Raw genomic sequence first — 19,365 nt, forward strand, 5'->3', positions numbered from 1 at the left:
ACTCCTCAGCCCAGGTCAATGCGCGCGCGAAAGGTCAGATCGACCCGCCGCGCTGCGCCGTTTTCAATCCGCCGCGCCCTGGCACGTTGGAACCACAATGCGGTCAACCGCCCCCGGCTCAGTGCCAGTTGCGCCTGGTCAAGGGCGTCTGCCACGGCCACTGCCGCCGCCTTGACCGACGCAAAGCCCGCGCCTTGATCAGCGCCAGACAGAACCGAGACGACGAAATCGTGCTGGGACGCCGCCGCCGTCATGTCGCCGGCGTCCCGGACATCCTCGGGTCCAAGGGACACGAAGACGCCCGCGGGCGCCTCGACGGGCATTGCATCGAAGATCGCATCGCCCACCAGATCATGCAGTGCCGCATCCCCGCGAAGGCATTGATAAACTGCCCCTTGCAGGGCGACGCTTGCCGCAAAGCTCATGCCTGGTCCTCCTCGCGTGCAAAACAGGTCAGCCACTGCCCGGCGCTGTCACGCTCGGCCACGGCCTCGATGGCAAACAGACGCTGCCCCATCCGCAGCCGCTGGCCCGCCGCCGGGCGCCGGGGATCGCCAACCTTGGCCCCCCGCACGGTGATCCGCCAGGACACGACGCTTTCGGGACCGACCTCGGCCCCGCGTTCCCGCCCGGTGCCAGCCTTCATCTCGGGCCACAGCGACCCGATCCGCTGCCAGACGATACGATAGCCGCCCATCCCGTCGCCCTGCCGGGCCGACCCTTCCAGCTCCAGCCGGACATTCAGTGTCGGCACGCTCATCGCCGCACCTCACGGCTGCCTCGCCCGCCCAGCGTGCGGACCTGGCGCCAGCGTTCGATCAGGGCGCTGACGCCGAATGGCATGGCGCCCTTCGTGCCGTCATGACTGCGATCCTCGTAGTAACGCGCCGCCAGCATGATCACCGCCTGCGCCAGGTCGGCGGGAACCAGGGACCAAGCATCTCCGAACCCCGCCATAAAGGGCACGCTGACCATCCCGCGGCGCGGCACATGGGGCAGGATCACCCCCGTGGGCAGGATCATCGGCCGCTGTCCATGCGGCAGCAGCCGCCAGTTCTCGGCCGGAACCTCGGTCACGGTGCCCATGCCGTCGTCGATCTCGATCTTCTCGACTGCGACCACCGGCGCCAGGGGCAAGGTCTGGCCCAGCCGGTCGCGCCAGTCGTCCAGTTGCATCCGAAAGCGCCGGGTCAGCAGCACCTTGCCCGTGCGCGCCTCGATCGTTGCGATCGCCGCGCGCAGGAACCCTGCCAGGGCCATGTCCTCGGCCGTATCGTCCGCAATCTCGAAGCCTGTTCCAAGCCGCAAATGCTCGCGCAGCGCCGCGACAGGCAGCGCCTCGGCTGCAGGCGCCGTTTCCTCGATCAGCATCATCTCGCGAACCTCCCGTCTTGCTGTCCGCTTGTATTTCCACCGGGCAAGGCCCACCCGGGGCCTCGCCGTTGCATCACGTCGGGAAAGACCGCGCCCGCGCGCCGGCCATCAGCGCGCGCGGACAGTTGCAAACCGGCATGGCCAGCGACCGGTGCGCGGTCTTTCCCTCACCTGGTCCCGCGATCGGGGATCAGGCGAACTGCAACAGCTTGACGGCGCGGGAATCGGTCACGCCGCCACCCACACGCTTGGTCGCATAGAACAACACATGGGGCTTGGCGCTGAACGGATCGCGCAACACGCGCAGATCGGGACGCTCGACGATGGTATAGGCGGCGCGGAAATCGCCGAATGCCACGGCGATCGCTTCAGTGCCGATGTCGGGCATATCCTCGCTGATCAGCACCGGATAGCCCAACAGTTGCGGGGTCTGGCCCGCCGCCAGGGCGTCTGTCCACAGGAACCGGCCATCGGCATCCTTCATCTTGCGGATGGCGGCAGCGGTTTTGGAGTTCATGACGAAGCTGGCATTGACCCGGTATTCGGCACCAAGGGCATAGATCAGGTTGATCAGCGCATCCGCCGGGGCGGCCGTATCGAACCCGCCCATGGTGCCTGTTTCGACGACGCCGATGGTGCCGTCGCCCGCCGTGGAATTGGGCGCGGTCGGATAGCTCAGGATGCCACGCGGCTTCGACATACCGTCGCCCGCGACAAAGGCTGCAGCCTCGGACCGGGCGAACTTGTCGGCGATGCGCTCGGCTAGCCAGGCCTCAACGTCGAAGGCACCATCGTCCAGCAGGCGCTGGCTGGCCTTTGGCATGGCCGACAACTCGTGCAGCGGGATCGAGATACGCTCGATGCCGCCCGGCGCGGTCTCGGCCGCCATGTCCTCGTCTGCCCAGCCTGCGCCCATCTCGCCCTTCTCGACCAGCACTTCATAGCTGGCGGATTCGATGGTCACGACATTGGCCAGCTTGCGCAGGGACGCGCCGGACCGCAGCACGTTCTGCACAGTCTCGGCCACCTGGGGCGCCGCCAGGAAACCGCCGTCGCTGGCGACGGTCAGGCCCTTTTCCTCGATGACCAAGCCACGCAGGCCGTCGTCGTCGCCGCTGCGCAGATAGGCGTTGAACGCCTTCTGATGGGGCACCTCGACTTCGGCGGCAGTGGACAGCGGGGTGCGGCCACGAAGGGCGGTCTTGCGATCAAGCATGGTCATGCGTTCGTCCTGTGCAGTGAATTTCTTTTGAATGTCGTCACGAAAGCCCCTGAGTTCGCTGACGAACCCCATCATGGCCCCCTTCAGGTCGGCGGCCGTGCCGCCACCGTCCGCGGCTTTCACCTCGGTCATGGTCTGTCTCCTCATCACGATGATCGGGGATGCCGCAGCTCCTTGGCCGCCCCTGCCTTCGGGTCGCCAAGGCGACCCAAATCCGTAGGGTGCGCGCTCGCACGCACCGCCAATTTCAAACCCGCAAGGCCTCAGCCGCCGCCACAAAGAGCGCTGCCACCTCGCGCAGGTCGTCCGCGTCCTTGCGGCCCACCTTGGCCTCGGGCAGCATCGGGAACGTGACCAGCGACACTTCCCACAACTCGACCTCGGCCAGCACCCGGCGGCCCTGCTTGTCCCGTTCCGCCCGGATCGTGCGATAGCCGATGGACAGGCCGTCGATGGCGCCCGCCTGGATCAGGGCCGCGGCTTCCCGAGCCTGGGTCACCTCGGGCAGCAACCGTCCCTTGACCCACAATCCCTTCTCGTCCTCGCGGATCTCGTCCCAGACGCCGATGGGCTTTGCCGGGTCGTGCTGCCACAGCATCCGCACCTTGTCGCCCTTGGCCGCCAGCCGCGCGAGGGATGCGCCAAAGGCCCCCGGCGCCACCGCGTCGCCCCCTTGGTCTGTCATCCCGAAAAGACTGGCATAGCCCTCGATCACCTGCCCGTCGGTCAGGACGGGCGCACCGCCCGCAAATTTCACCTCAAGTCCCGGAACCATTTGTCAGCCTCCTTTGGGCGCAAATTCGATAATGCCCTGCACGGCCTGCGTCAGGATCACCGCGACGACGCCATAGACGGTCATCCACAACCGACGCTCCAGCCCCTCGATCAGCGCCTCGATCCGCTCCAGCCGCTTCTCCATGCCGCCGAATTGCAGCGCCATGATCCGTTCCTGAGCTTCGAACCGCTGGTCGTGCCAGCCAAAGCTGTCCTTCACAAAGCGCGACCCTTCCATCCGATCACGCTCCGGCCAGCGGCGGCAGACCCAGCAGCGCCCGCTTTTCCGCATCCGTCAGAAAGGTCGCGGCCCCGATCCTGGCCCATTGCTGGTCCCGCTCCTCGGCCAAGGCCGGGATGCGGTCGGGATCCGGGCGCAACTCGAACTCGGCGCCCAAATGCTCGGACAGCCACCAGGCGACCGATGCCGCGACCCGCGTAGCCAACGGCAGCACCGTCAGCCGGTAAAAGGCCCGATGCGCCTCGGCATAGTTGGCATAGGTCGCGTCACCGGGGATCCCCAGCAACATGGGCGGCACGCCGAATGCCAGCGCGATCTCTCGCGCCGCCGACAGCTTCGTCTCGTGGAACTCCATGTCGCTGGGGCTGAACCCCATCGGCTTCCAGTCAAGTCCCCCTTCCAGCAGCATCGGACGCCCCGCATTGCGCGCGCCCTGGTGGTTCATCTCGATCTCGCCCACCAGGCGGTCGTATTGTTCGGGCGACAGAACCCCCTGGCCGTCGATGCCCTTATAGACAATGGCCCCCGAAGGCCGCGCCGCGTTGTCCAGCAGTGCCTTGGACCAGGCCGATGCGCTGTTGTGGACATCCAGCGCCACCGCCGCCGCCTGCATGGGGGACAGACCGTAATGGTCGTCCTGCGGATGGAAGGACTTGACGTGGCAGATCGGATCGGGACTGCCGGTCATGTCGAACCGATGCTTGCGCCCGCCCACCGCATATTCATAGGCGACGGGCCATCCGTCCGCCCCTGGAACGATGCTCATCCGGTCCGACCGCAGCACATGCAGTTCCTCGGGCAGCCCCTGGGCGCCCAGGCCAGCCGCCTCGACATAGCCGTTGCCCGACAACAGCATCTGCCCGAACAACGCCTCGAACAGTTCTGCCCGGCCTTGGCCCGGATTGGGGCGACGCAACAGATCCAGCACGGGATGCACGTCATACCGCCGGTCGCGATCCTCGCAGACCAGCGGCACGGCAGCCCCTGCCTCGGCGATCAGCTTCACGCAGCGAAAGCCCACGGGATTGCCCACGAACCCGCCGCGCGTCAGGCTGGCCGTATCGCGCGCCGACCAGACCGCACGGCCCGCGCCGCTGGCCAGCGCCACCACTCGGCCCGTCGCACTGGCCTTTCTTTCCGGCGCGGGGGCCTGCTTTTCCTCCCGCGAAAACATTCGAAACGCCATCTCTGCCTCCATGCCACGAAAAAGGGCCGCCAAACGGCAGCCCTTTCATCCTGGTCCAAATATCCTCTGGGGGTCCGGGGGGCGAAGCGCCCCCGGCTTTTGCTACAACCGCCGCATCTGCGGCCGCCGCCAGCTTGATCCCGGCTCGATCACCAGTTCGTGGATCGCCCAGACCAGCGCATCCAGCCGGTCCGGCGACCCGCGCCCCTCGAAGCCGCGCACCGTCATCTGGCACATCTGGTCCTCCAGCGCGCCAAGCCCGCGCAGGTGCTTGACCCGCCCCTGCTCGTACAGCGCGGCCACAGGCTCGGCCCGCAATCCCTTGCCGCGACCGGCCCGCAAGGCCCGGAAAGGCACCAAGGGATCCACCTGCCGGATCACGCTTTCCACCAGGTCGCCGCCCTGGTTCACCTCGGCCACCAGGCGTTCCGCCCCATGCCGGTCCATCGCGGCAATCGCGGCACGGGCCCAGTCCAACGGCCCGCCCCTGATCGTGGCGTCCTCCAGCACATAGGTCCGCCAGTCGCCCGGCTCGCCCTCGGCCACGACGCCCGCGACCACGATCCCGCATTCGTCGCTGGCCTTGCCCGCCGTGACGGCAGGATCGACCGCCACGACAACGCGCGACAGCCTGGGCGCCCGGTCCACCCGGCAACCTTCCAGCATGGCCGTCGTCCACAATGCGCCCTCGACATCGTCCAGCAGCACGCCATCCAGTTCCTGCCGCCCCAGCCGGGTGCCGCCATAACGCTGCGCCACCTCGGCCAGGAAGCTTTCCGCCAGATAAGCGCGGTTCGCATCCGTGGGCGCATGGGTCGTGACCGTGGACGCGTTACCCAGGATCCGCTTCAGCACACCCACGTTGCGCGGCGTGGTCGTGACCACCTGCTGCGGATTGTCCCCCAGGCGCAGCGCGAATTGCAGCATATCCCAGACATCCTCGGACTTCTTCCACTTGGCCAGCTCGTCCGCCCAGGCCGCGTCGAACTGCGGCCCGCGCAAGGCCTCGGGCTCGTGCGCGGAATAAACCGTGGCCGTCGCGCCGTTGACCCAGACCAGCCGCTTGCGCCCGGCCTCCCAGACGGGACGCCGGTCGGGAGGAGAGCAGGCGAGGATCCCGCTTTCCCCGAACACCATCACCTCGCGCACCTGGTCAAAGGTTTCCCCGACCAGGGCCACGCGATGACAGCGCCCGGGTGCGGCGGCGCTCGGTCCCTCGACCATCCGCCGCACCCATTCGGACCCGGCGCGGGTCTTGCCCGCACCGCGCCCGCCCATGATGACCCAGGTCTTCCAGTCGCCCTCGGGGGGCAACTGGTGGGGCAAGGCCCAGAACTCGAACAGCCAGGGCAATGCCATCAGCGCGTTTTCCGAAAGCCCGCCCAGGAAAGCGTCAACGTCCTCCGGCGCGGCGGAGGCAAGCCAGGCGGCGCCCGATTTCATCTCGTGCCGCGTCAAGGTCAAGGCTTCCGCCCCCGACCCCGCCGGCGATATCCTTGCGTAACTTGTCAACCCTGTTCCTTTCCACCATCAAAAGGCCGACCGCTTCGCGGACGACCTTTGCGGTCTGCATGGCGTCCTTCAACTCGGCGGGATCGACGGCCCCACTTTGCCGGGCCTCCAACGCGGCCTCGTGTCGTTTCAAATCCTTGACATAGGACCAGAACAAACCCTCGGCGACGGCAATGGCCTCGCTGGGGTCCATCGCAGCCTCCGCACTCGCAACCGGCTTCACGTCCGCCCGGACCGGGTTGACCCCGGACACGAACGGTCCTTCGAGGTCAGAAACCCCGCGCCATTCCATATCGTTCATGCAAACTGTCCCGCCTCGTGTCCTGTCCGCACGAGCCGAAAAACGAAAAAGCGGCCCAAGGGGTGCCCCCCGGCCGCTTGCCCATTTCTCCCAGCATGGAAATGTTCTACCTTAGAGCGTATTTCAGCCATCAAGATTCAGGATTCCCAGCCTGCCAATGATGTGATTCCCTTCTGCTGAGGCAGATGGAGATTTCAGATGGGCAAGCCACATCCAGCAGAGCTTCGTAGCCGGGTTATCGGCTACGTGGACGAAGGTCACGGACACCGTCAGGCGGCCCGGCACTTTCGGGTGTCGCCGAAATTCGTCAATGATCTGGTGAAGCTGCGACGCGAGATCGGATGTTTGACCCCGAGGCGACAAGGCAATGGCGGCGGACATGGCAAGCTGGTGGGCATGACCGGCTGGCTCAAGGCCCGCGTCACGGCCAAAAGCGGGATCACGCTTGATGAACTCGTAGCCGAGTTGGCTGAGACGCATGGCATCGATGTCCACCGCGCCACCGTCTGGCGCGTTCTGCGGGGTCTCGGACTGAGCCATAAAAAAAACTCTGCAGGCGCTTGAACAAAAGCGAAAGGACGTCGCCGCTCTGCGCCATGTCTGGATCGCGAGACGCCAGCCTTTCATGGCCAATCACCTGGAGCGATTGGCGTTTGTTGATGAGACCGGGGTCAAGACGAACATGGCCAAGACCTCCGGCTGGGCACCCTGCGGGCAGCGCCTCGTTGATCATGCGCCGTTCGGGCATTGGCGCACCCAGACCTTTGTCGCGGCCCTGCGCCATGACCGGTTGGATGCGCCCTGGGTAATCGACGGCGCAATGAACGCCGAGATGTTCGATCTCTACACCAAAACCCAGTTGGTCCCGACACTCCGGCCCGGCGATGTCGTCATTCTGGACAATCTCTCCAGCCACAAGAGCCCTGCCGCAGCGGCAGCACTGCGCGATGTTGGCGCGTGGTTCCTTTTCCTGCCGCCATACAGCCCCGACCTCAACCCGATCGAGATGGCCTTCGCCAAACTCAAGACGCTGATCAGAAAAGCCGCCGCCCGCACCTACGATCAGCTTTGGGCTGCGGTTGGCCAGGTCTGCGATCTGTTCTCCGATGAGGAGTGCTACAACTACTTCAAAGCCGCAGGGTATGAGACCGATTGAGTGCAACAGGCTCTAGGGCGTTCGGTAAGTCAATCACTAAACCCAGGGGCGTTCGCTTCACCCAAGTTTAACCAATCCGAACAAGGCCTTGATCCGCGCAACACCCCATGCAACACCCGCCTAGACAGGCTGTCGCAACGCATCGGGATTCGCCTAGACGTCCTTCTTTTTCTGGCCTTTAGCCTCGGTCGCGGCGGCGATTGCATTGGCGGCCTCGTCCTGCATCTTTTGCGCGAACCCGACCATCTGCGCGGCATAGGCTTCGGTCCATTCCGGCAAGTGCCCCGACTTCATGGCGGCGGCGCGCATTTCCTCGCCCTTGTCGCGCATCTTCTGGAACTGTTCTTCCCAGGCGGTCTGCATGACCTGCCACTGATTGCGGACATTTTCCCCGGCTTCCTCGAAATAGTTCTGGAACTGACGGTTCATCTCGTCCTGGCGCTGCATGGCTGTTTCCTGCCATTTGCGCGCGCTTGCCATCATCTCGTCGTTGCGGCTGCTCATATTGTCCTGCCACTCGGTCACGCGCTTTTCATAGGTGCGCGCGTTTTCGGCCAGGGTGGAAAACATATCGGACAGTCTCATGGCTCAACCTCCTTGCAAAGACTCAGGCCCGGCGCGGTCCACGCCATCGGAAAAGCCCGCCCCTTGCCTGCGATGCTGCGGCGGGGGGCGGGCCTTGTCAAACCCTTTGCATGGCTTGGGCTGGCTCAGCCGTCGCCCTGGACGGGACTGGTCGGATCGCCGCCCTGCTGGCGTTCGATCTCGCGCCAGCGCGCGACGGCGGCGTTGTGTTCCTCCAGCGTGCGCGAAAAGCTATGCCCGCCGGTCCCGTCCGCCACGAAAAAGATGTAATCCGTGCTGTCGGGGTTCAGCGCTGCCCGGATCGCCGCCCGGCCCGGATTGGCGATCGGCGTCGGCGGCAGCCCATCCACCCGATAGGTGTTGTAGGGCGTGGGCGCCGCCAGTTCGGACCGCCGCAAGCCCCGGTCCAGAACCCCCTGCCCGTTCGTGATGCCATAGATCACTGTCGGGTCCGTTTCCAGCCGCATCCCGCGTTCCAGCCGGTTCACGAAGACGCTGGCGACCTGGGGGCGTTCCTCGGCAAGGCCGGTCTCCTTTTCCACGATCGACGCCATCACAAGCGCCTCCTCGGGCGAAGCATAGGGAAGGCCGAACGGCCGTGCTTCCCATTCCTCGGCCAGGATCGCCGCCTGCCGCTGCGCCATCTGGGCCAGCAAGGCCGAACGGCTGCCGCCCTTCTCGACCTCATAGGTGTCCGGCGCCAGGCTGCCCTCGGCGGGAACCTCCTCGATTTCGCCGCTCAGGAAGGGCGCGGCCTTCAAGGCCTCGACCACCTGCCAGCTGGTCACGCCTTCGGCCATGGCGACCCGCAGCCGCGCGCCCGGCCGGTCAACCGCCGTGCTGATCGCCTGCGGCGGTTGCTCGGTCGCCGGATCGAACCGGGCCATCTCCTCGAAGGCGCCGGTATCCGGGTTCATGTCGCGCAACAGCACCGTATTCTCGCGCACGCCGACCCGCACCACCACCTCGGTCCCGCAGGTCGAAGGCCCGCCTGCCGTGATCACATCGACGATCTGCCCCATGCTGGTATGGGGTGGAACCAGATAGCTGCCGAACTTCAGATCCCGCGCCTTTTCCAGGTAATCCGTTCCTGCCCGGAAGACATAGGAATTGCTGATCGCCCCCTGCTCCACCAGTTGCTGGCTGATCGCGTTCAGGCTGGCCCCCGGCGCCACCTGCACGCATTGCGCCACCGCGCTTGGGCCCGGCCCGGTGAACTGATGCTTGCCCCATGCCACCGCGGCCGCCGCGGCTATCAGCAGCACGATCAGCAGCGTCAGGAAGTTCGAGGCGATGTTGCGCCAGATCATCCCCGGACCTTTCCGAGGACCAGGCAGGCATTCGTGCCGCCAAAGCCAAAGCTGTTCGACAAGGCCACCTCGACGCGGCGCCGGACAGCCGCGTTGGCTGCCAGGTCAAGCCGCGGTTCGACTGCAGGATTGTCCAGGTTGATCGTCGGCGGGCAAATCCCGTCGCGGATCGCCAGCGTGCAAAAGATCGTCTCGACCGCGCCCGCAGCCCCCAGCAGGTGGCCGATGCTGGACTTGGTGGACGACATCACCACGTTCGGCGCGTGATCGCCCAACAGGCGTTCCACCGCACGCAGCTCGATCGTGTCGGCCATGGTGCTGGTGCCATGCGCATTGATATAGTCGATGTCGGACGGCTCCAGTCTTGCATGGCGCAGCGCGTTCTGCATCGCCCGGAAGCCGCCGTCGCCATCCTCGCTGGGCGCGGTGATGTGATAGGCATCCCCCGACAACCCGTATCCCAGCACCTCGGCATAGATCTTGGCACCCCGTGCGCGGGCGTGCTCGTATTCCTCCAGGATGACGCAGCCCGCACCCTCGCCCATGACAAACCCGTCCCGGTCCACGTCATAGGGACGCGAGGCCGCCTGCGGATCGTTGTCGCGCTTGGTCGACAGCGCCTTGCAGGCGTTGAAGCCCGCGATGCCGATCTCGCTGATGGGGCTTTCGGCCCCGCCCGCGACCATCACATCGGCATCGCCCAGCATGATCAGGCGCGCCGCGTCGCCGATGGCGTGGGCGCCTGTGGAACAGGCGGTCACGACCGCGTGGTTCGGCCCCTTGAAGCCAAAGCGGATCGACACCTGGCCCGACACCAAGTTGATCAGCGCACCGGGAATAAAGAAGGGCGACACCCGCTTCGGCCCGCGTTCCTTGATCAGCACTGCCGTTTCCGCGATCGAGGTCAGCCCGCCGATCCCCGACCCGATCATCACCCCGGTCCGCTCGCGGTCCTCATCGGTCTGGGGCTCCCAGCCGGAATCCTGGACGGCCTGAACCGCTGCGGCCATCCCGTACAGGATAAAATCATCGACCTTGCGCCGGTCCTTCGGCTCCATCCAGTCGTCGGGGTTGAAGCTGCCGTCGCGGCCATCGCCCATGGGGATCTCGCAGGCGTATTTCGTCACCACGTCCTTGGGATCAAACCGGGTGATCGGCCCCGCGCCGGACTGCCCGGCCAACAGCCGTTCCCACGTCGCCTCGACGCCGCAGGCCAGCGGCGTGACCATTCCCAACCCGGTGACAACAACCCTGCGCATCCGATGTCCTTCACGCTGCAAATTCGTTGCGGCCCTGATACACGCGCCGCGAGATCCACGCAACGTCGCGCCTGCCCTCTATCCGGCGGGCTTTTGCCTTGGTCCAAATATCCTCGGGGGGTCTGGGGGGCGAAGCGCCCCCAGCCTTTGCGGGACGCAATCAGACCAACCCTTCGGCCCTGAAATCCGCCCGCAGGTCGCGTTCGGGGCGTGGCCCGACGTGCCCGATCACCTCGGCTGCGGCCACGCAGCCCATCCGGCCCGCCACCGCCAGCGGCGCCCCCAGCGCCAGCCCATAGATCAGCCCAGCCGCGAACTGGTCCCCGGCCCCTGTCGCATCCACCGGCACGACCCGATGGACCGGCGCGGTTACCCGCTCGCCTTCCCGGATCAGGATCGCGTCGTCCCCCGACCGGGTGCAGACCACCGTGCCGCAATCGGCCGATGCCAGGCGCAGCGCCTCCTCCAGATCCGTGACCTGATACAACGAGGTCCATTCGTGGATGTTGCCGATCACATAATCCATCGGCCCTGCCACCAGCCGCCGGAAATCCGCGCGGTGACGGTCCACGCAGAAGGGATCGGACAGCGCGATGCCTGCCTGCCCGCCTGCTTGGTGACAAGACTGCGCGGCCTTCAGGAAAGCCTCCTTCCCCTTGGGCTTGTCGAACAGATAGCCTTCCAGGAACAGCCACCCGGCCCCTTGAAAGACCGAAGGATTCACGTCGTCCGGCCCCAGTTCGGCGGAAATCCCCAGATAGGTGTTCATCGACCGCTCGCCGTCCGGCGTCACCAGGATGATGCTGCGCGACGTGGGCAACTGGTCCCCCGCGACCGGAGGGTTCACGAAGACCGTCCCTGCCGCCTCGGTCTGCTCGGCATAGGACAGGCCCAGCGCATCATTGGCGACCCGCCCGATAAAGGCCGTGCGCAACCCCAGCATCCCGATCCCGGCCAGCGTGTTCGCCACCGACCCCCCCGGCACAAGCCGCGACTGGGCGCGTCCCGGCCCATGGTCGTCGGCCTGCACGGCCATCAGGTATTCCGACCGTTCCCGCTCGATCAGCTGCATGATCCCCTTCTGCACCCCCAGTGCCGCAAGCCGCGCGTCATCGGTGGGCGAGATCACGTCCATCACCGCATTGCCGATGCCGATCACGTAAGGGGTGGTCATGCGGTCTTCTCCTCATATGGACACAGGTCATGGATGATGCAGACCGCACAGCGCGGGCGGCGGGCCTGGCAGATGTATCGGCCATGCAGGATCAGCCAGTGATGGGCGTTGTCCTGGAACCGGGCTGGCACGTTGTCCTCGATCGCGCGTTCCACTTCGTCGACGTCGCGGCCCGGCGCGATCCGGGTGCGGTTGCCCACGCGGAAGATATGCGTATCGACCGCCTGCGCCGGATGGCCAAAAGCCGTGTTCAGCACCACATTGGCCGTCTTGCGCCCCACGCCGGGCAGGGTCATCAGCGCCGCGCGGCTGTCGGGAACCTCGCCGCCATATTCGTCTACCAGGATGCGCGACAGGGCCATCACGTTCCTGGCCTTCTGGCGGAACAGCCCGATGGTCTTGATATGGTCGGTCACGCCGTCCAGCCCCAGGGCCAGCATCTTCTGCGGCGTGTCCGCCACCGCGAACAGGCCCCTGGTCGCCTTGTTCACCCCCACGTCGGTCGCCTGCGCCGACAGCGCAACCGCCACGACCAGCGTGAAGGGGTTGGTGAATTCCAGCTCGGTTTCGGGCTTCGCGTTCGCGCCCGCCAGCCGCGAGAAAATCGCGACCTGATGGGCAAAGGGCAAGGGCTGCGGCAGACGGCGGGGCTGGACCATGGTCCGTTGCTTTTGACTGCCCCTGCCAGGCATTGCAAGCCCGGCCCGCCGTTCAGGGATTTTTCCGCCAATCCAGCAGGTTCCACGCAGCCGTGACTTTCCTTTCGCCCGGAACTGCGCCAGCCTCCGCACGTTGAGCGGCAGCCGCAAGGCTGCGAGTCCCGGAAAGGAAAGCCCATGAACCTTCGCCTCACAACCCTCCTTGCCGCATCGGGCCTTGTCGCCCTTGGCGCCTGCGCGCCCACCGACGGCACCGGCACCACCGGCATGAGCCGCACCCAGCAAGGCGCCCTGGCCGGGGCCGCGGTCGGCGCCGTCCTGGGCGCGACCCGCGATGACGACAGCAACAACGAGGGCCGGGACGCCGCGCGCGGCGCGATCCTGGGCGCGGCGGCGGGCGCCGTCGCCGGCAATGTCCTGGACCGCCAGGCCCAGGCCCTGCAACAGTCGTTGTCGAACCCGAACATCCAGGTGATCAACCGGGGATCCTATCTGCAGGTCGTCATGCCCGAAGGCATCCTATTCGCCACGGGTTCCGCCGCCGTATCGGGCGCCGCGCAGAACGACCTGTATGCCGTCGCGCGCAACCTGAACCAATACCCCAACAGCCGGGTCGAGGTCGTGGGCCATACCGACAATACCGGCAGCATGGCGCTGAACATGGACCTGTCGCAGCGCCGCGCGCAATCCGTCGCAGGCATCCTGGCCGCAGCGGGCGTGTCGTCCGGCCGTCTGATGGCTTCTGGCGCGGGGTATAACCGGCCCATCGCGTCGAACAACACAGCCGAAGGCCGCGCCCAGAACCGCCGGGTCGAGATCCTGATCCGCCCGACCAACTGATCCCAAAAGCTAAACCCCCGCCGCTTGCGCAACGGGGGTTTTTCACTGTCCGCTGATCCGGCTTGCGCCCGTCAGTTCAAACGACGCGCCACGTCTTCGATGGCTTCGTCGATCCCGGCGGACCGTTGCCCGCCGCGCACCTGCTGGGCCAGCAGGGCGGATGCCGCGGCAATCGCCGCCTGCACCGCACGGTCGCGCACGGCGCGCACCGCATCGGCCTCGGCACTGGCGATCTGATCCTCGGCCCCCTTCAGGCGGCGTTCGATGGATGCTTTCAGATCGGCCTGGGCCTTGGCGGCCTGGCCTTCGGCCTCGCGCTTTGCATTGGCGACGATCTGGTCCGCCTGCCCTGCCACGTCGCGCTGGCGGCGTTCATAGCTGGCATAGATTTCCTGCGCTTCCTCGCGCAGGCGCTTGGCCTCGTCCAGGTCGCGCCGGATGCCTGCCGCGCGGCTGTCCAGCAGCGCGCCGATCCGGGCGGGAACCTTGAAATACAGCAGCACGCCCACGAAGACCAAGAACGAGATCAGGACGATGAAGTTCGTATTTCCCAGCGAAAAGAACGAACCCGTCGCGGCAAAGGCCGGTCCGGCGGTCAGCGCGGCGGCAGCAATGACGGCAAGTTTCTTCATTGCAACGTCCCCTTCATGCGGCTGTCCACGGCCTGATCGACCGCAGCCTGATCCACCGTCCCGCCAAAGCTGCGCACCAGTTCGGCGGCAACATCGCGGGCGACCTCGCGCGCGTCGGTGTCGGCGGAATCGCGGATCTCGCGGATGCGCTTTTCCGATTCCGCCGCGCGGGCCGAAATCTCGGCATCGGCATGGGCAATGGCGGCGTCCAGTTCCTTCTGGATTTCCGCGCGATTGGCCGCGACGATCTTGCCAGCCTCGGCCCGTGCATCGGCAAGGGCCTTGTCATAGGCAGCCTCGGCCTCCTTGGCCTTCAGCTTGAATTCCTCGGCGGCCATCAGATCGCCGGACACGGCGCCCTGGCGGTCCGACAGGACGGCGCCGATGCGCGGCAGCGCGATCTTGGCCACGACCCAATACAGCACCAACATGGTGATGATGAGCCAGAAAATCTGGTTCGCAAACGTCGCGGTGTCCAGCTGGGGCAGGCCCGTGGCTGTCTCGGTCTCGCCATGCGCGATCGAGCTGGCGACGCTTTCGGTATGTTCGGCCGCGGTTGTGGCGGCCTGTTGCAACAGGCTGATCATGTCCAGACCCCTTGGCCTTGTCAGGTCACGAAGGGGCGGAGGCGAACCCCCACCCCGCCGCAAGGATGAACAGGAATCAGACCGCGAACATCAGCAGAAGCGCGACGAGGAACGAGAAGATCCCCAGGGCTTCGGCAAAGGCCATGCCGATGAACAGCGTGGCGGTCTGGCCGGCGGCGGCCGACGGGTTGCGCAGGGCGCCCGACAGGAAGTTGCCGGCAACGTTGCCCACACCGATGGCGGCCCCGCCCATGCCGATGGCGGTCAGGCCGACGCCGATGTACTGGCCCAGTTCTCCGATATTGCCTTCCATGATGATGCTCCTTGCGGTTGGAAGTTGTGGATGGGGGTGATGACCTGTGCGTCCGGCGTCAGTGCGACGGATGCAGCGCGTCCTTCAGGTAAACGCAGGTCAGGATGGTAAAGACGTATGCCTGGATGAAGGCCACCAGGATTTCAAAGGCATACATGCCGACAACCGCCAGGATCGAGATCGGAGCGACGGCGGCGATGGCCGCAAAGCCCGCGAACACCTTGATCACGGCGTGACCGGCGATCATGTTGCCTGCAAGTCGGATGGAATGGCTGACGGGGCGCACGAAATAGCTGATGACCTCGATCACCGCCAGAACCGGGCGGATCGCCAGGGGCGCCGAGCGGACCCAGAACAGATCCAGGAAATGCGCGCCGTTCTTGACAAAACCGATGGTGGTCACGGTCAGGAAGACCGCCACGGCCAGCAGCCCGGTGATCGCGATGTGCGAGGTGACCGTGAAGGCCATGGGCAGCAGGCCCAGGAAGTTTGCGAACAGCACGAACATGAACAGCGTCATGATATAGGGGAAATACTTCAGCCCGTCCTTGCCCGCGATGTCGGCGACCATCTTGTGGACTAGGCCATAGGCCAGCTCGGCCATCGACTGGCTGCGGTTCGGCACGATGGCACGCCCGCGCGTCCCCATGACCAGCAGCGCCAGCGTGGCCACGACGATCAGGAACAGCCACAGCGTGACATTGGTCGGCGTGTACCAGTGGACCGCCCCGTCGCCAAACAGCGGGCGCACGATGAACTGGTCCATCGGGTGGAAAGACAGGCCGGTTGCCTCGCCATGCGCTTCTGTCGCCACGATCAGTCCCTCTCGTCGGTGCCCGGCGTCTTGCCGGAGGTGCTGCCAAGTTCGGCTGCCGTGCGCATCATCACCTTGATGCCGGCCACGAAGCCCAAAAGTACAAACAGGATCAGCATCATCGGCAAGGTGCCGAACAGCCAGTCCAACCCGTATCCGATCCCGGCGCCCAGCATGATGCCCGCGACGATCTCGGTGACCATGCGCCAGGCGACGTGCGCCTTGTCATAGCCCACCATCGGCCCGGCGGCCTCTGGCAGTTTGGTCAGCTTGGACAGCCGTCCTTCCAGGTCGCGCAGGCGGGCCGCATCCGCTTCCCTGTCCGCGTCGTTCCCGGGCCGATCGGCCATCTGTCACGTCCCCGTTATTCGGTTGCCGGGTGTCTAGGGTGGATCGCCGGGCAAGTCAAGCAACTGGCCTTGATGTTCAACATATTGAATCTGCTTTATTTTCCAGATTGCATAACCGCCGCGTGCGGCTTGCAATCCCCGCCCCGCCCGGACATTATTCAACCGCATGGTTGACCATTCCGGTCATCGACCTGCTCTGGACCTTGATGAACGCCCCCTCGCCCGACCGCCTGGACCTGATCTTCGCCGCCCTGGCCGATCCCACGCGCCGGCGCGTGCTGTCGATGCTGCTGGAGGACGACATGGCCGTCAGCGACGTGGCCCAGCCCTTCGAGATGAGCCTTGCGGCGATTTCCAAGCACCTGTCGGTTCTTGCGGCGGCGGGCCTGATCCGGCAGGAACGGCGGGGCCGGATCACCTGGTGCAAGCTGGATCCCGACGGGATGCGCGCGGCCTCGGTCTGGATGGGGGGTTTCGGGCAGTTCGACCCGGTTGACCTCGACGATTTCGAGCGCTTTCTGGAAGCCGAGATGCAGGACTGGACCAAGGAATGACCCCTCGCCCCGACATCCTGTGCATCGGCGCGATGCTGTGGGACGTGATCGGCCGCGCACCGCGCCGCATGGCGCCGGGCGCCGATGTGCCGGGCCGCATTCGCCACATTCCCGGCGGGGTGGCGCTGAACGTCGCCGTCGCCCTTGCCCGCTGGGGCCTGCGCCCCGCCGTGCTGTCCGCCGTGGGCCGCGACCCGGAAGGCCACGCGCTTGTGGCCGAGGCCGAACGGCTGGGCGTGATCACCGCGCATCTGGCCCGCGACACCGGGCTGCCCACCGACACCTATATGGGCGTCGAGGACAGCGAAGGGCTGATCGCCGCCATTGCCGATGTCCACAGCCTGGAAGACGCGGGCGCCGCCATTCTTGCGCCGCTGGACGGCGCGTTGTCCGGCTGGACCGCCCCGGTGGTCCTGGACGGCAACCTGACCGCCGACCTGCTGGACGCCATCGCCCGCGACGCCCGCCTGATGGGCGCCGACCTGTGCGTGGTTCCCGCCAGCCCCGGCAAGGCCGAGCGGCTGGAACCGCTGATCGCCGCCCGCCGCGGCTGCTTCTACCTCAACCGGCTCGAGGCCGAGATCCTTGCCGGCCACGCCTGCCCTGATGCCGCCAGCGCCGCGCAAGCCGTGGTGGCCCGCGGCGCCGCCCGCGTGCTGGTGACCGACGGTCCCCACCTTGTGGCCGAGGCGATGGCCGGCGCGCCCACCCTGACCTTTGCCCCGCCCGCCGTGACCGTGGCCCGCGTGACTGGCGCGGGCGATTGCTTTCTGGCGGCACATCTTGCCGCCGAGCTGGCAGACCAGCCGCGCGACACATCCCTGCGCCGCGCTGTGGAAGCCGCAGCCGCCCATGTTTCCGGAAAGGACGTTCCATGACCGCCCCCCTGACCCACTCGCCCGAGGTGTCCGACGCGCTTGCCGCCGGCCGCCCGGTTGTCGCGCTTGAATCGACGATCATCACCCACGGGATGCCCTGGCCGCAGAACCTGGAGATGGCGCGGCAGGTGGAACAGGTGATCCGCGACAATGGCGCGGTGCCCGCGACGATCGCGGTCATGGACGGGCAGATCCATGTGGGGCTGACGGACGACGCCTTGCAGGCCCTGGCCCGGACCCCGTCCGAACAGGCGATGAAGCTGTCGCGCGCCGATCTGGCGGTCTGCCTTGCCAATGGCCGCACGGGCGCGACCACGGTGGCGGCGACCATGATCTGCGCGCATCTGGCGGGCATCCGGGTCTTTGCCACCGGCGGCATCGGGGGCGTGCATCGGGGGGCGGAAAGCAGCTTCGACATTTCCGCCGATCTGCAGGAACTGTCGCAAACCCCGGTGACCGTGGTTGCGGCGGGCGCCAAGGCGATCCTGGACCTGCCAAAGACATGGGAGGTGCTGGAAACCCTGGGCGTTCCGGTGATCGCCTATGGCCAGGACGACCTGCCCGCCTTCTGGTCGCGCAACAGCGGGATCCGCGCGCCGCTGCGCATGGACAACGCCGGCCAGATCGCCGCCGCCGCCGCCATGCGCGGGCGCCTGGGCCTGAAAGGCGGCCAACTGGTCGCCAACCCGATCCCGCCCGAAGCCGAGATCCCCCGCGACCAGATCATGCCGGTCATCGAACAAGCCCTGTCCGAAGCCGAAGCCCAAGGCGTCGCCGCCAAGGAGGTCACGCCCTTCCTGCTGCAACGCATCTTCGAACTGACGGGTGGCCGGTCGCTGCAATCCAACATCGCCCTGGTCCTGAACAACGCCCGCCTGGCGTCGCAAATTGCCATCGCCATGACCCGTTGACCAGACAACCCCTTCTGCCGTAAGGCTGGCGGCGTGCGCGGCTGGCGGAATTGGTAGACGCAGTTGGTTTAGGTCCAACCGCTTCGGCGTGGGGGTTCGAGTCCCTCGCCGCGCACCACATCCACCGCCCTGCTGCTTGACGTGAACACCCTGCCCGTGGGAACTTGGAAGGATCGTGTCCGACCCGATACGGTATGACTGTTCACCTGTGCCGACATGGAAGACCATGATGAGTGACGAGGGGCGGCGTCGGCTGGTCAGGCCGGGCGGAACCTATGATGGCAAGCAAGGCTTCCGCTACCTTGAAGGGATCTCGGCTGAAAGCGTCGGCACGACCGGCATCTGCCTGCACCTTCTGACGATCCCGGCCGGCGGACGCGCCAAGGCGCATCTGCACAGCGCCCATGAGACGGCGATCTATGTCCTGAGCGGGGTGTCCGAGATGTGGTACGGCGATCGGCTGCAGCATCATATGCGCGCAAGCGCGGGCGACATGGTCTATATCCCTGCAGGAGAGCCGCACCTGCCGTTCAACCCCGGACCCGAGCCAGTGGTGGCGGTGATTGCACGCACCGATCCGAACGAACAGGAAAGCGTGATGTTGCTGCCTGAACTTGAAGGGCTTGTTCCGCGGTGAGCGTCGAACAGTTTTTTCTTTGGTAATCCAATAGGACACGGGCTGTCTTTAGACGTGGCGCCAAGAAGGGCCGCGGCTTCGGACGGCAGGACGGCA

At 66.3% G+C, this 19,365-nt stretch carries 25 protein-coding genes and 1 tRNA gene; 7 read left to right on the forward strand and 19 right to left on the reverse strand.

What is annotated here, in order from left to right:
- Nucleotides 1-5: 5 nt before the first annotated feature.
- From LZ585_RS10190 to LZ585_RS10230, 9 genes are all read right to left on the reverse strand, one after another.
- Complete coding sequence (locus tag LZ585_RS10190; protein ID WP_234853466.1) at nucleotides 6-425, reverse strand: DUF3168 domain-containing protein; 420 nt, start codon at nucleotides 423-425, stop codon at nucleotides 6-8.
- On the reverse strand, nucleotides 422-760 hold the full coding sequence (locus LZ585_RS10195; protein ID WP_234853467.1) for a head-tail adaptor protein: 339 nt from the start codon (nucleotides 758-760) through the stop codon (nucleotides 422-424). Before LZ585_RS10195 ends, LZ585_RS10190 begins: the two co-directional genes overlap by 4 nt.
- Nucleotides 757-1,374 (reverse strand): head-tail connector protein, encoded by a 618-nt coding sequence (locus LZ585_RS10200; RefSeq protein ID WP_234853468.1) that lies wholly within the window; start codon nucleotides 1,372-1,374, stop codon nucleotides 757-759. Before LZ585_RS10200 ends, LZ585_RS10195 begins: the two co-directional genes overlap by 4 nt.
- 190 nt (nucleotides 1,375-1,564) lie before the next feature.
- Nucleotides 1,565-2,728 (reverse strand): phage major capsid protein, encoded by a 1,164-nt coding sequence (locus tag LZ585_RS10205; RefSeq protein WP_234853469.1) that lies wholly within the window; start codon nucleotides 2,726-2,728, stop codon nucleotides 1,565-1,567.
- Between the two features lie 115 nt (nucleotides 2,729-2,843).
- A complete protein-coding gene (locus tag LZ585_RS10210; protein WP_234853470.1) occupies nucleotides 2,844-3,371 on the reverse strand; it encodes an HK97 family phage prohead protease in 528 nt (175 codons plus the stop codon).
- A 3-nt stretch (nucleotides 3,372-3,374) separates the two neighbouring features.
- Nucleotides 3,375-3,608 (reverse strand): GTA head formation protein, RCAP_rcc01685 family, encoded by a 234-nt coding sequence (locus tag LZ585_RS10215; protein WP_234853471.1) that lies wholly within the window; start codon nucleotides 3,606-3,608, stop codon nucleotides 3,375-3,377.
- A 4-nt stretch (nucleotides 3,609-3,612) separates the two neighbouring features.
- Nucleotides 3,613-4,797 (reverse strand): phage portal protein, encoded by a 1,185-nt coding sequence (locus LZ585_RS10220; RefSeq protein WP_234853472.1) that lies wholly within the window; start codon nucleotides 4,795-4,797, stop codon nucleotides 3,613-3,615.
- Between the two features lie 102 nt (nucleotides 4,798-4,899).
- Entirely contained in the window at nucleotides 4,900-6,240 is a 1,341-nt protein-coding gene (locus tag LZ585_RS10225; protein ID WP_234853473.1) for a DNA-packaging protein, read from the reverse strand.
- Nucleotides 6,191-6,601, reverse strand: coding sequence for a permease (locus tag LZ585_RS10230; protein WP_234853474.1), 411 nt, complete (start codon nucleotides 6,599-6,601; stop codon nucleotides 6,191-6,193). The genes LZ585_RS10225 and LZ585_RS10230 overlap by 50 nt, the downstream gene beginning before the upstream one ends.
- A gap of 207 nt (nucleotides 6,602-6,808) precedes the next feature.
- On the opposite strand from LZ585_RS10230, the gene LZ585_RS14960 reads away from it, so the two are divergent.
- A protein-coding gene (locus LZ585_RS14960; RefSeq protein WP_390625058.1) for an IS630 family transposase occupies nucleotides 6,809-7,766 on the forward strand; the annotation gives its coding sequence in 2 pieces (ribosomal slippage) (nucleotides 6,809-7,147 and nucleotides 7,149-7,766; 957 coding nt in all).
- Between the two features lie 153 nt (nucleotides 7,767-7,919).
- On the opposite strand, the gene LZ585_RS10245 is transcribed toward LZ585_RS14960, so the two are convergent.
- From LZ585_RS10245 to nth, 5 genes are all read right to left on the reverse strand, one after another.
- Nucleotides 7,920-8,351 carry a hypothetical protein gene (locus LZ585_RS10245; protein WP_234853475.1) on the reverse strand — a complete coding sequence of 144 codons (432 nt, stop codon included), beginning with the start codon at nucleotides 8,349-8,351 and terminating at the stop codon, nucleotides 7,920-7,922.
- A gap of 125 nt (nucleotides 8,352-8,476) precedes the next feature.
- Nucleotides 8,477-9,661 (reverse strand): endolytic transglycosylase MltG, encoded by a 1,185-nt coding sequence (gene mltG, locus LZ585_RS10250; protein ID WP_234853476.1) that lies wholly within the window; start codon nucleotides 9,659-9,661, stop codon nucleotides 8,477-8,479.
- On the reverse strand, nucleotides 9,658-10,920 hold the full coding sequence (fabF, locus tag LZ585_RS10255) for a beta-ketoacyl-ACP synthase II (protein ID WP_234853477.1): 1,263 nt from the start codon (nucleotides 10,918-10,920) through the stop codon (nucleotides 9,658-9,660). Before fabF ends, mltG begins: the two co-directional genes overlap by 4 nt.
- A 160-nt stretch (nucleotides 10,921-11,080) precedes the next feature.
- The gene (locus LZ585_RS10260) at nucleotides 11,081-12,094 is read right to left on the reverse strand and encodes an adenosine kinase (RefSeq protein WP_234853478.1); all 1,014 of its coding nucleotides are present in this window, start codon (nucleotides 12,092-12,094) and stop codon (nucleotides 11,081-11,083) included.
- Nucleotides 12,091-12,753: an endonuclease III gene (gene nth / locus LZ585_RS10265; RefSeq protein ID WP_234853479.1), complete on the reverse strand. Its 663-nt coding sequence runs from the start codon at nucleotides 12,751-12,753 to the stop codon at nucleotides 12,091-12,093. The genes LZ585_RS10260 and nth overlap by 4 nt, the downstream gene beginning before the upstream one ends.
- Before the next feature lie 177 nt (nucleotides 12,754-12,930).
- Between nth and LZ585_RS10270 the strand changes: the two genes are divergently transcribed.
- On the forward strand, nucleotides 12,931-13,593 hold the full coding sequence (locus tag LZ585_RS10270) for an OmpA family protein (RefSeq protein WP_234853480.1): 663 nt from the start codon (nucleotides 12,931-12,933) through the stop codon (nucleotides 13,591-13,593).
- Between the two features lie 71 nt (nucleotides 13,594-13,664).
- Here the strand turns inward: LZ585_RS10270 and LZ585_RS10275 are convergent, their stop codons facing one another.
- The 5 genes from LZ585_RS10275 to LZ585_RS10295 form a co-directional block, all read right to left on the reverse strand.
- The gene (locus LZ585_RS10275) at nucleotides 13,665-14,225 is read right to left on the reverse strand and encodes a F0F1 ATP synthase subunit B (RefSeq protein WP_234853481.1); all 561 of its coding nucleotides are present in this window, start codon (nucleotides 14,223-14,225) and stop codon (nucleotides 13,665-13,667) included.
- The gene (locus LZ585_RS10280) at nucleotides 14,222-14,812 is read right to left on the reverse strand and encodes a F0F1 ATP synthase subunit B' (protein WP_234853482.1); all 591 of its coding nucleotides are present in this window, start codon (nucleotides 14,810-14,812) and stop codon (nucleotides 14,222-14,224) included. Before LZ585_RS10280 ends, LZ585_RS10275 begins: the two co-directional genes overlap by 4 nt.
- Nucleotides 14,813-14,888: 76 nt before the next feature.
- On the reverse strand, nucleotides 14,889-15,125 hold the full coding sequence (locus tag LZ585_RS10285) for a F0F1 ATP synthase subunit C (protein WP_089343169.1): 237 nt from the start codon (nucleotides 15,123-15,125) through the stop codon (nucleotides 14,889-14,891).
- Between the two features lie 58 nt (nucleotides 15,126-15,183).
- Nucleotides 15,184-15,939 (reverse strand): F0F1 ATP synthase subunit A, encoded by a 756-nt coding sequence (locus LZ585_RS10290; protein ID WP_234853483.1) that lies wholly within the window; start codon nucleotides 15,937-15,939, stop codon nucleotides 15,184-15,186.
- Nucleotides 15,940-15,941: 2 nt separating this feature from the next.
- Nucleotides 15,942-16,289 (reverse strand): AtpZ/AtpI family protein, encoded by a 348-nt coding sequence (locus tag LZ585_RS10295; RefSeq protein WP_234853484.1) that lies wholly within the window; start codon nucleotides 16,287-16,289, stop codon nucleotides 15,942-15,944.
- A 206-nt stretch (nucleotides 16,290-16,495) separates the two neighbouring features.
- Between LZ585_RS10295 and LZ585_RS10300 the strand changes: the two genes are divergently transcribed.
- The 5 genes from LZ585_RS10300 (at nucleotide 16,496) to LZ585_RS10320 (ending at nucleotide 19,269) form a co-directional block, all read left to right on the forward strand.
- Nucleotides 16,496-16,843: an ArsR/SmtB family transcription factor gene (locus LZ585_RS10300; protein ID WP_234855809.1), complete on the forward strand. Its 348-nt coding sequence runs from the start codon at nucleotides 16,496-16,498 to the stop codon at nucleotides 16,841-16,843.
- Nucleotides 16,840-17,721 (forward strand): PfkB family carbohydrate kinase, encoded by an 882-nt coding sequence (locus tag LZ585_RS10305; protein ID WP_234853485.1) that lies wholly within the window; start codon nucleotides 16,840-16,842, stop codon nucleotides 17,719-17,721. Before LZ585_RS10300 ends, LZ585_RS10305 begins: the two co-directional genes overlap by 4 nt.
- On the forward strand, nucleotides 17,718-18,632 hold the full coding sequence (locus LZ585_RS10310) for a pseudouridine-5'-phosphate glycosidase (RefSeq protein ID WP_234853486.1): 915 nt from the start codon (nucleotides 17,718-17,720) through the stop codon (nucleotides 18,630-18,632). Before LZ585_RS10305 ends, LZ585_RS10310 begins: the two co-directional genes overlap by 4 nt.
- A 35-nt stretch (nucleotides 18,633-18,667) precedes the next feature.
- Nucleotides 18,668-18,750: transfer RNA gene (locus tag LZ585_RS10315), tRNA-Leu, on the forward strand.
- Between the two features lie 108 nt (nucleotides 18,751-18,858).
- On the forward strand, nucleotides 18,859-19,269 hold the full coding sequence (locus tag LZ585_RS10320) for a cupin domain-containing protein (protein WP_234853487.1): 411 nt from the start codon (nucleotides 18,859-18,861) through the stop codon (nucleotides 19,267-19,269).
- Nucleotides 19,270-19,365 lie beyond the last annotated feature (96 nt).

Origin of the sequence: Paracoccus everestensis, from assembly GCF_021491915.1 — a bacterium.
GTDB classification, from domain to species: domain Bacteria; phylum Pseudomonadota; class Alphaproteobacteria; order Rhodobacterales; family Rhodobacteraceae; genus Paracoccus; species Paracoccus everestensis.

What these genes read in the sequence shown, in the direction of transcription:
- LZ585_RS10190 (WP_234853466.1), bottom strand. Translation starts at nt 425, where the DNA reads ATGAGCTTTGCGGCAAGCGTCGCCCTGCAAGGGGCAGTTTATCAATGC.
- LZ585_RS10195 (WP_234853467.1), bottom strand. Translation starts at nt 760, where the DNA reads ATGAGCGTGCCGACACTGAATGTCCGGCTGGAGCTGGAAGGGTCGGCC.
- LZ585_RS10200 (WP_234853468.1), bottom strand. Translation starts at nt 1,374, where the DNA reads ATGATGCTGATCGAGGAAACGGCGCCTGCAGCCGAGGCGCTGCCTGTC.
- LZ585_RS10205 (WP_234853469.1), bottom strand. Translation starts at nt 2,728, where the DNA reads ATGACCGAGGTGAAAGCCGCGGACGGTGGCGGCACGGCCGCCGACCTG.
- LZ585_RS10210 (WP_234853470.1), bottom strand. Translation starts at nt 3,371, where the DNA reads ATGGTTCCGGGACTTGAGGTGAAATTTGCGGGCGGTGCGCCCGTCCTG.
- LZ585_RS10215 (WP_234853471.1), bottom strand. Translation starts at nt 3,608, where the DNA reads ATGGAAGGGTCGCGCTTTGTGAAGGACAGCTTTGGCTGGCACGACCAG.
- LZ585_RS10220 (WP_234853472.1), bottom strand. Translation starts at nt 4,797, where the DNA reads ATGGCGTTTCGAATGTTTTCGCGGGAGGAAAAGCAGGCCCCCGCGCCG.
- LZ585_RS10225 (WP_234853473.1), bottom strand. Translation starts at nt 6,240, where the DNA reads ATGAAATCGGGCGCCGCCTGGCTTGCCTCCGCCGCGCCGGAGGACGTT.
- LZ585_RS10230 (WP_234853474.1), bottom strand. Translation starts at nt 6,601, where the DNA reads ATGGAATGGCGCGGGGTTTCTGACCTCGAAGGACCGTTCGTGTCCGGG.
- LZ585_RS10245 (WP_234853475.1), bottom strand. Translation starts at nt 8,351, where the DNA reads ATGAGACTGTCCGATATGTTTTCCACCCTGGCCGAAAACGCGCGCACC.
- mltG (WP_234853476.1), bottom strand. Translation starts at nt 9,661, where the DNA reads ATGATCTGGCGCAACATCGCCTCGAACTTCCTGACGCTGCTGATCGTG.
- fabF (WP_234853477.1), bottom strand. Translation starts at nt 10,920, where the DNA reads ATGCGCAGGGTTGTTGTCACCGGGTTGGGAATGGTCACGCCGCTGGCC.
- LZ585_RS10260 (WP_234853478.1), bottom strand. Translation starts at nt 12,094, where the DNA reads ATGACCACCCCTTACGTGATCGGCATCGGCAATGCGGTGATGGACGTG.
- nth (WP_234853479.1), bottom strand. Translation starts at nt 12,753, where the DNA reads ATGGTCCAGCCCCGCCGTCTGCCGCAGCCCTTGCCCTTTGCCCATCAG.
- LZ585_RS10270 (WP_234853480.1), top strand. Translation starts at nt 12,931, where the DNA reads ATGAACCTTCGCCTCACAACCCTCCTTGCCGCATCGGGCCTTGTCGCC.
- LZ585_RS10275 (WP_234853481.1), bottom strand. Translation starts at nt 14,225, where the DNA reads ATGAAGAAACTTGCCGTCATTGCTGCCGCCGCGCTGACCGCCGGACCG.
- LZ585_RS10280 (WP_234853482.1), bottom strand. Translation starts at nt 14,812, where the DNA reads ATGATCAGCCTGTTGCAACAGGCCGCCACAACCGCGGCCGAACATACC.
- LZ585_RS10285 (WP_089343169.1), bottom strand. Translation starts at nt 15,125, where the DNA reads ATGGAAGGCAATATCGGAGAACTGGGCCAGTACATCGGCGTCGGCCTG.
- LZ585_RS10295 (WP_234853484.1), bottom strand. Translation starts at nt 16,289, where the DNA reads ATGGCCGATCGGCCCGGGAACGACGCGGACAGGGAAGCGGATGCGGCC.
- LZ585_RS10300 (WP_234855809.1), top strand. Translation starts at nt 16,496, where the DNA reads ATGAACGCCCCCTCGCCCGACCGCCTGGACCTGATCTTCGCCGCCCTG.
- LZ585_RS10305 (WP_234853485.1), top strand. Translation starts at nt 16,840, where the DNA reads ATGACCCCTCGCCCCGACATCCTGTGCATCGGCGCGATGCTGTGGGAC.
- LZ585_RS10310 (WP_234853486.1), top strand. Translation starts at nt 17,718, where the DNA reads ATGACCGCCCCCCTGACCCACTCGCCCGAGGTGTCCGACGCGCTTGCC.
- LZ585_RS10320 (WP_234853487.1), top strand. Translation starts at nt 18,859, where the DNA reads ATGATGAGTGACGAGGGGCGGCGTCGGCTGGTCAGGCCGGGCGGAACC.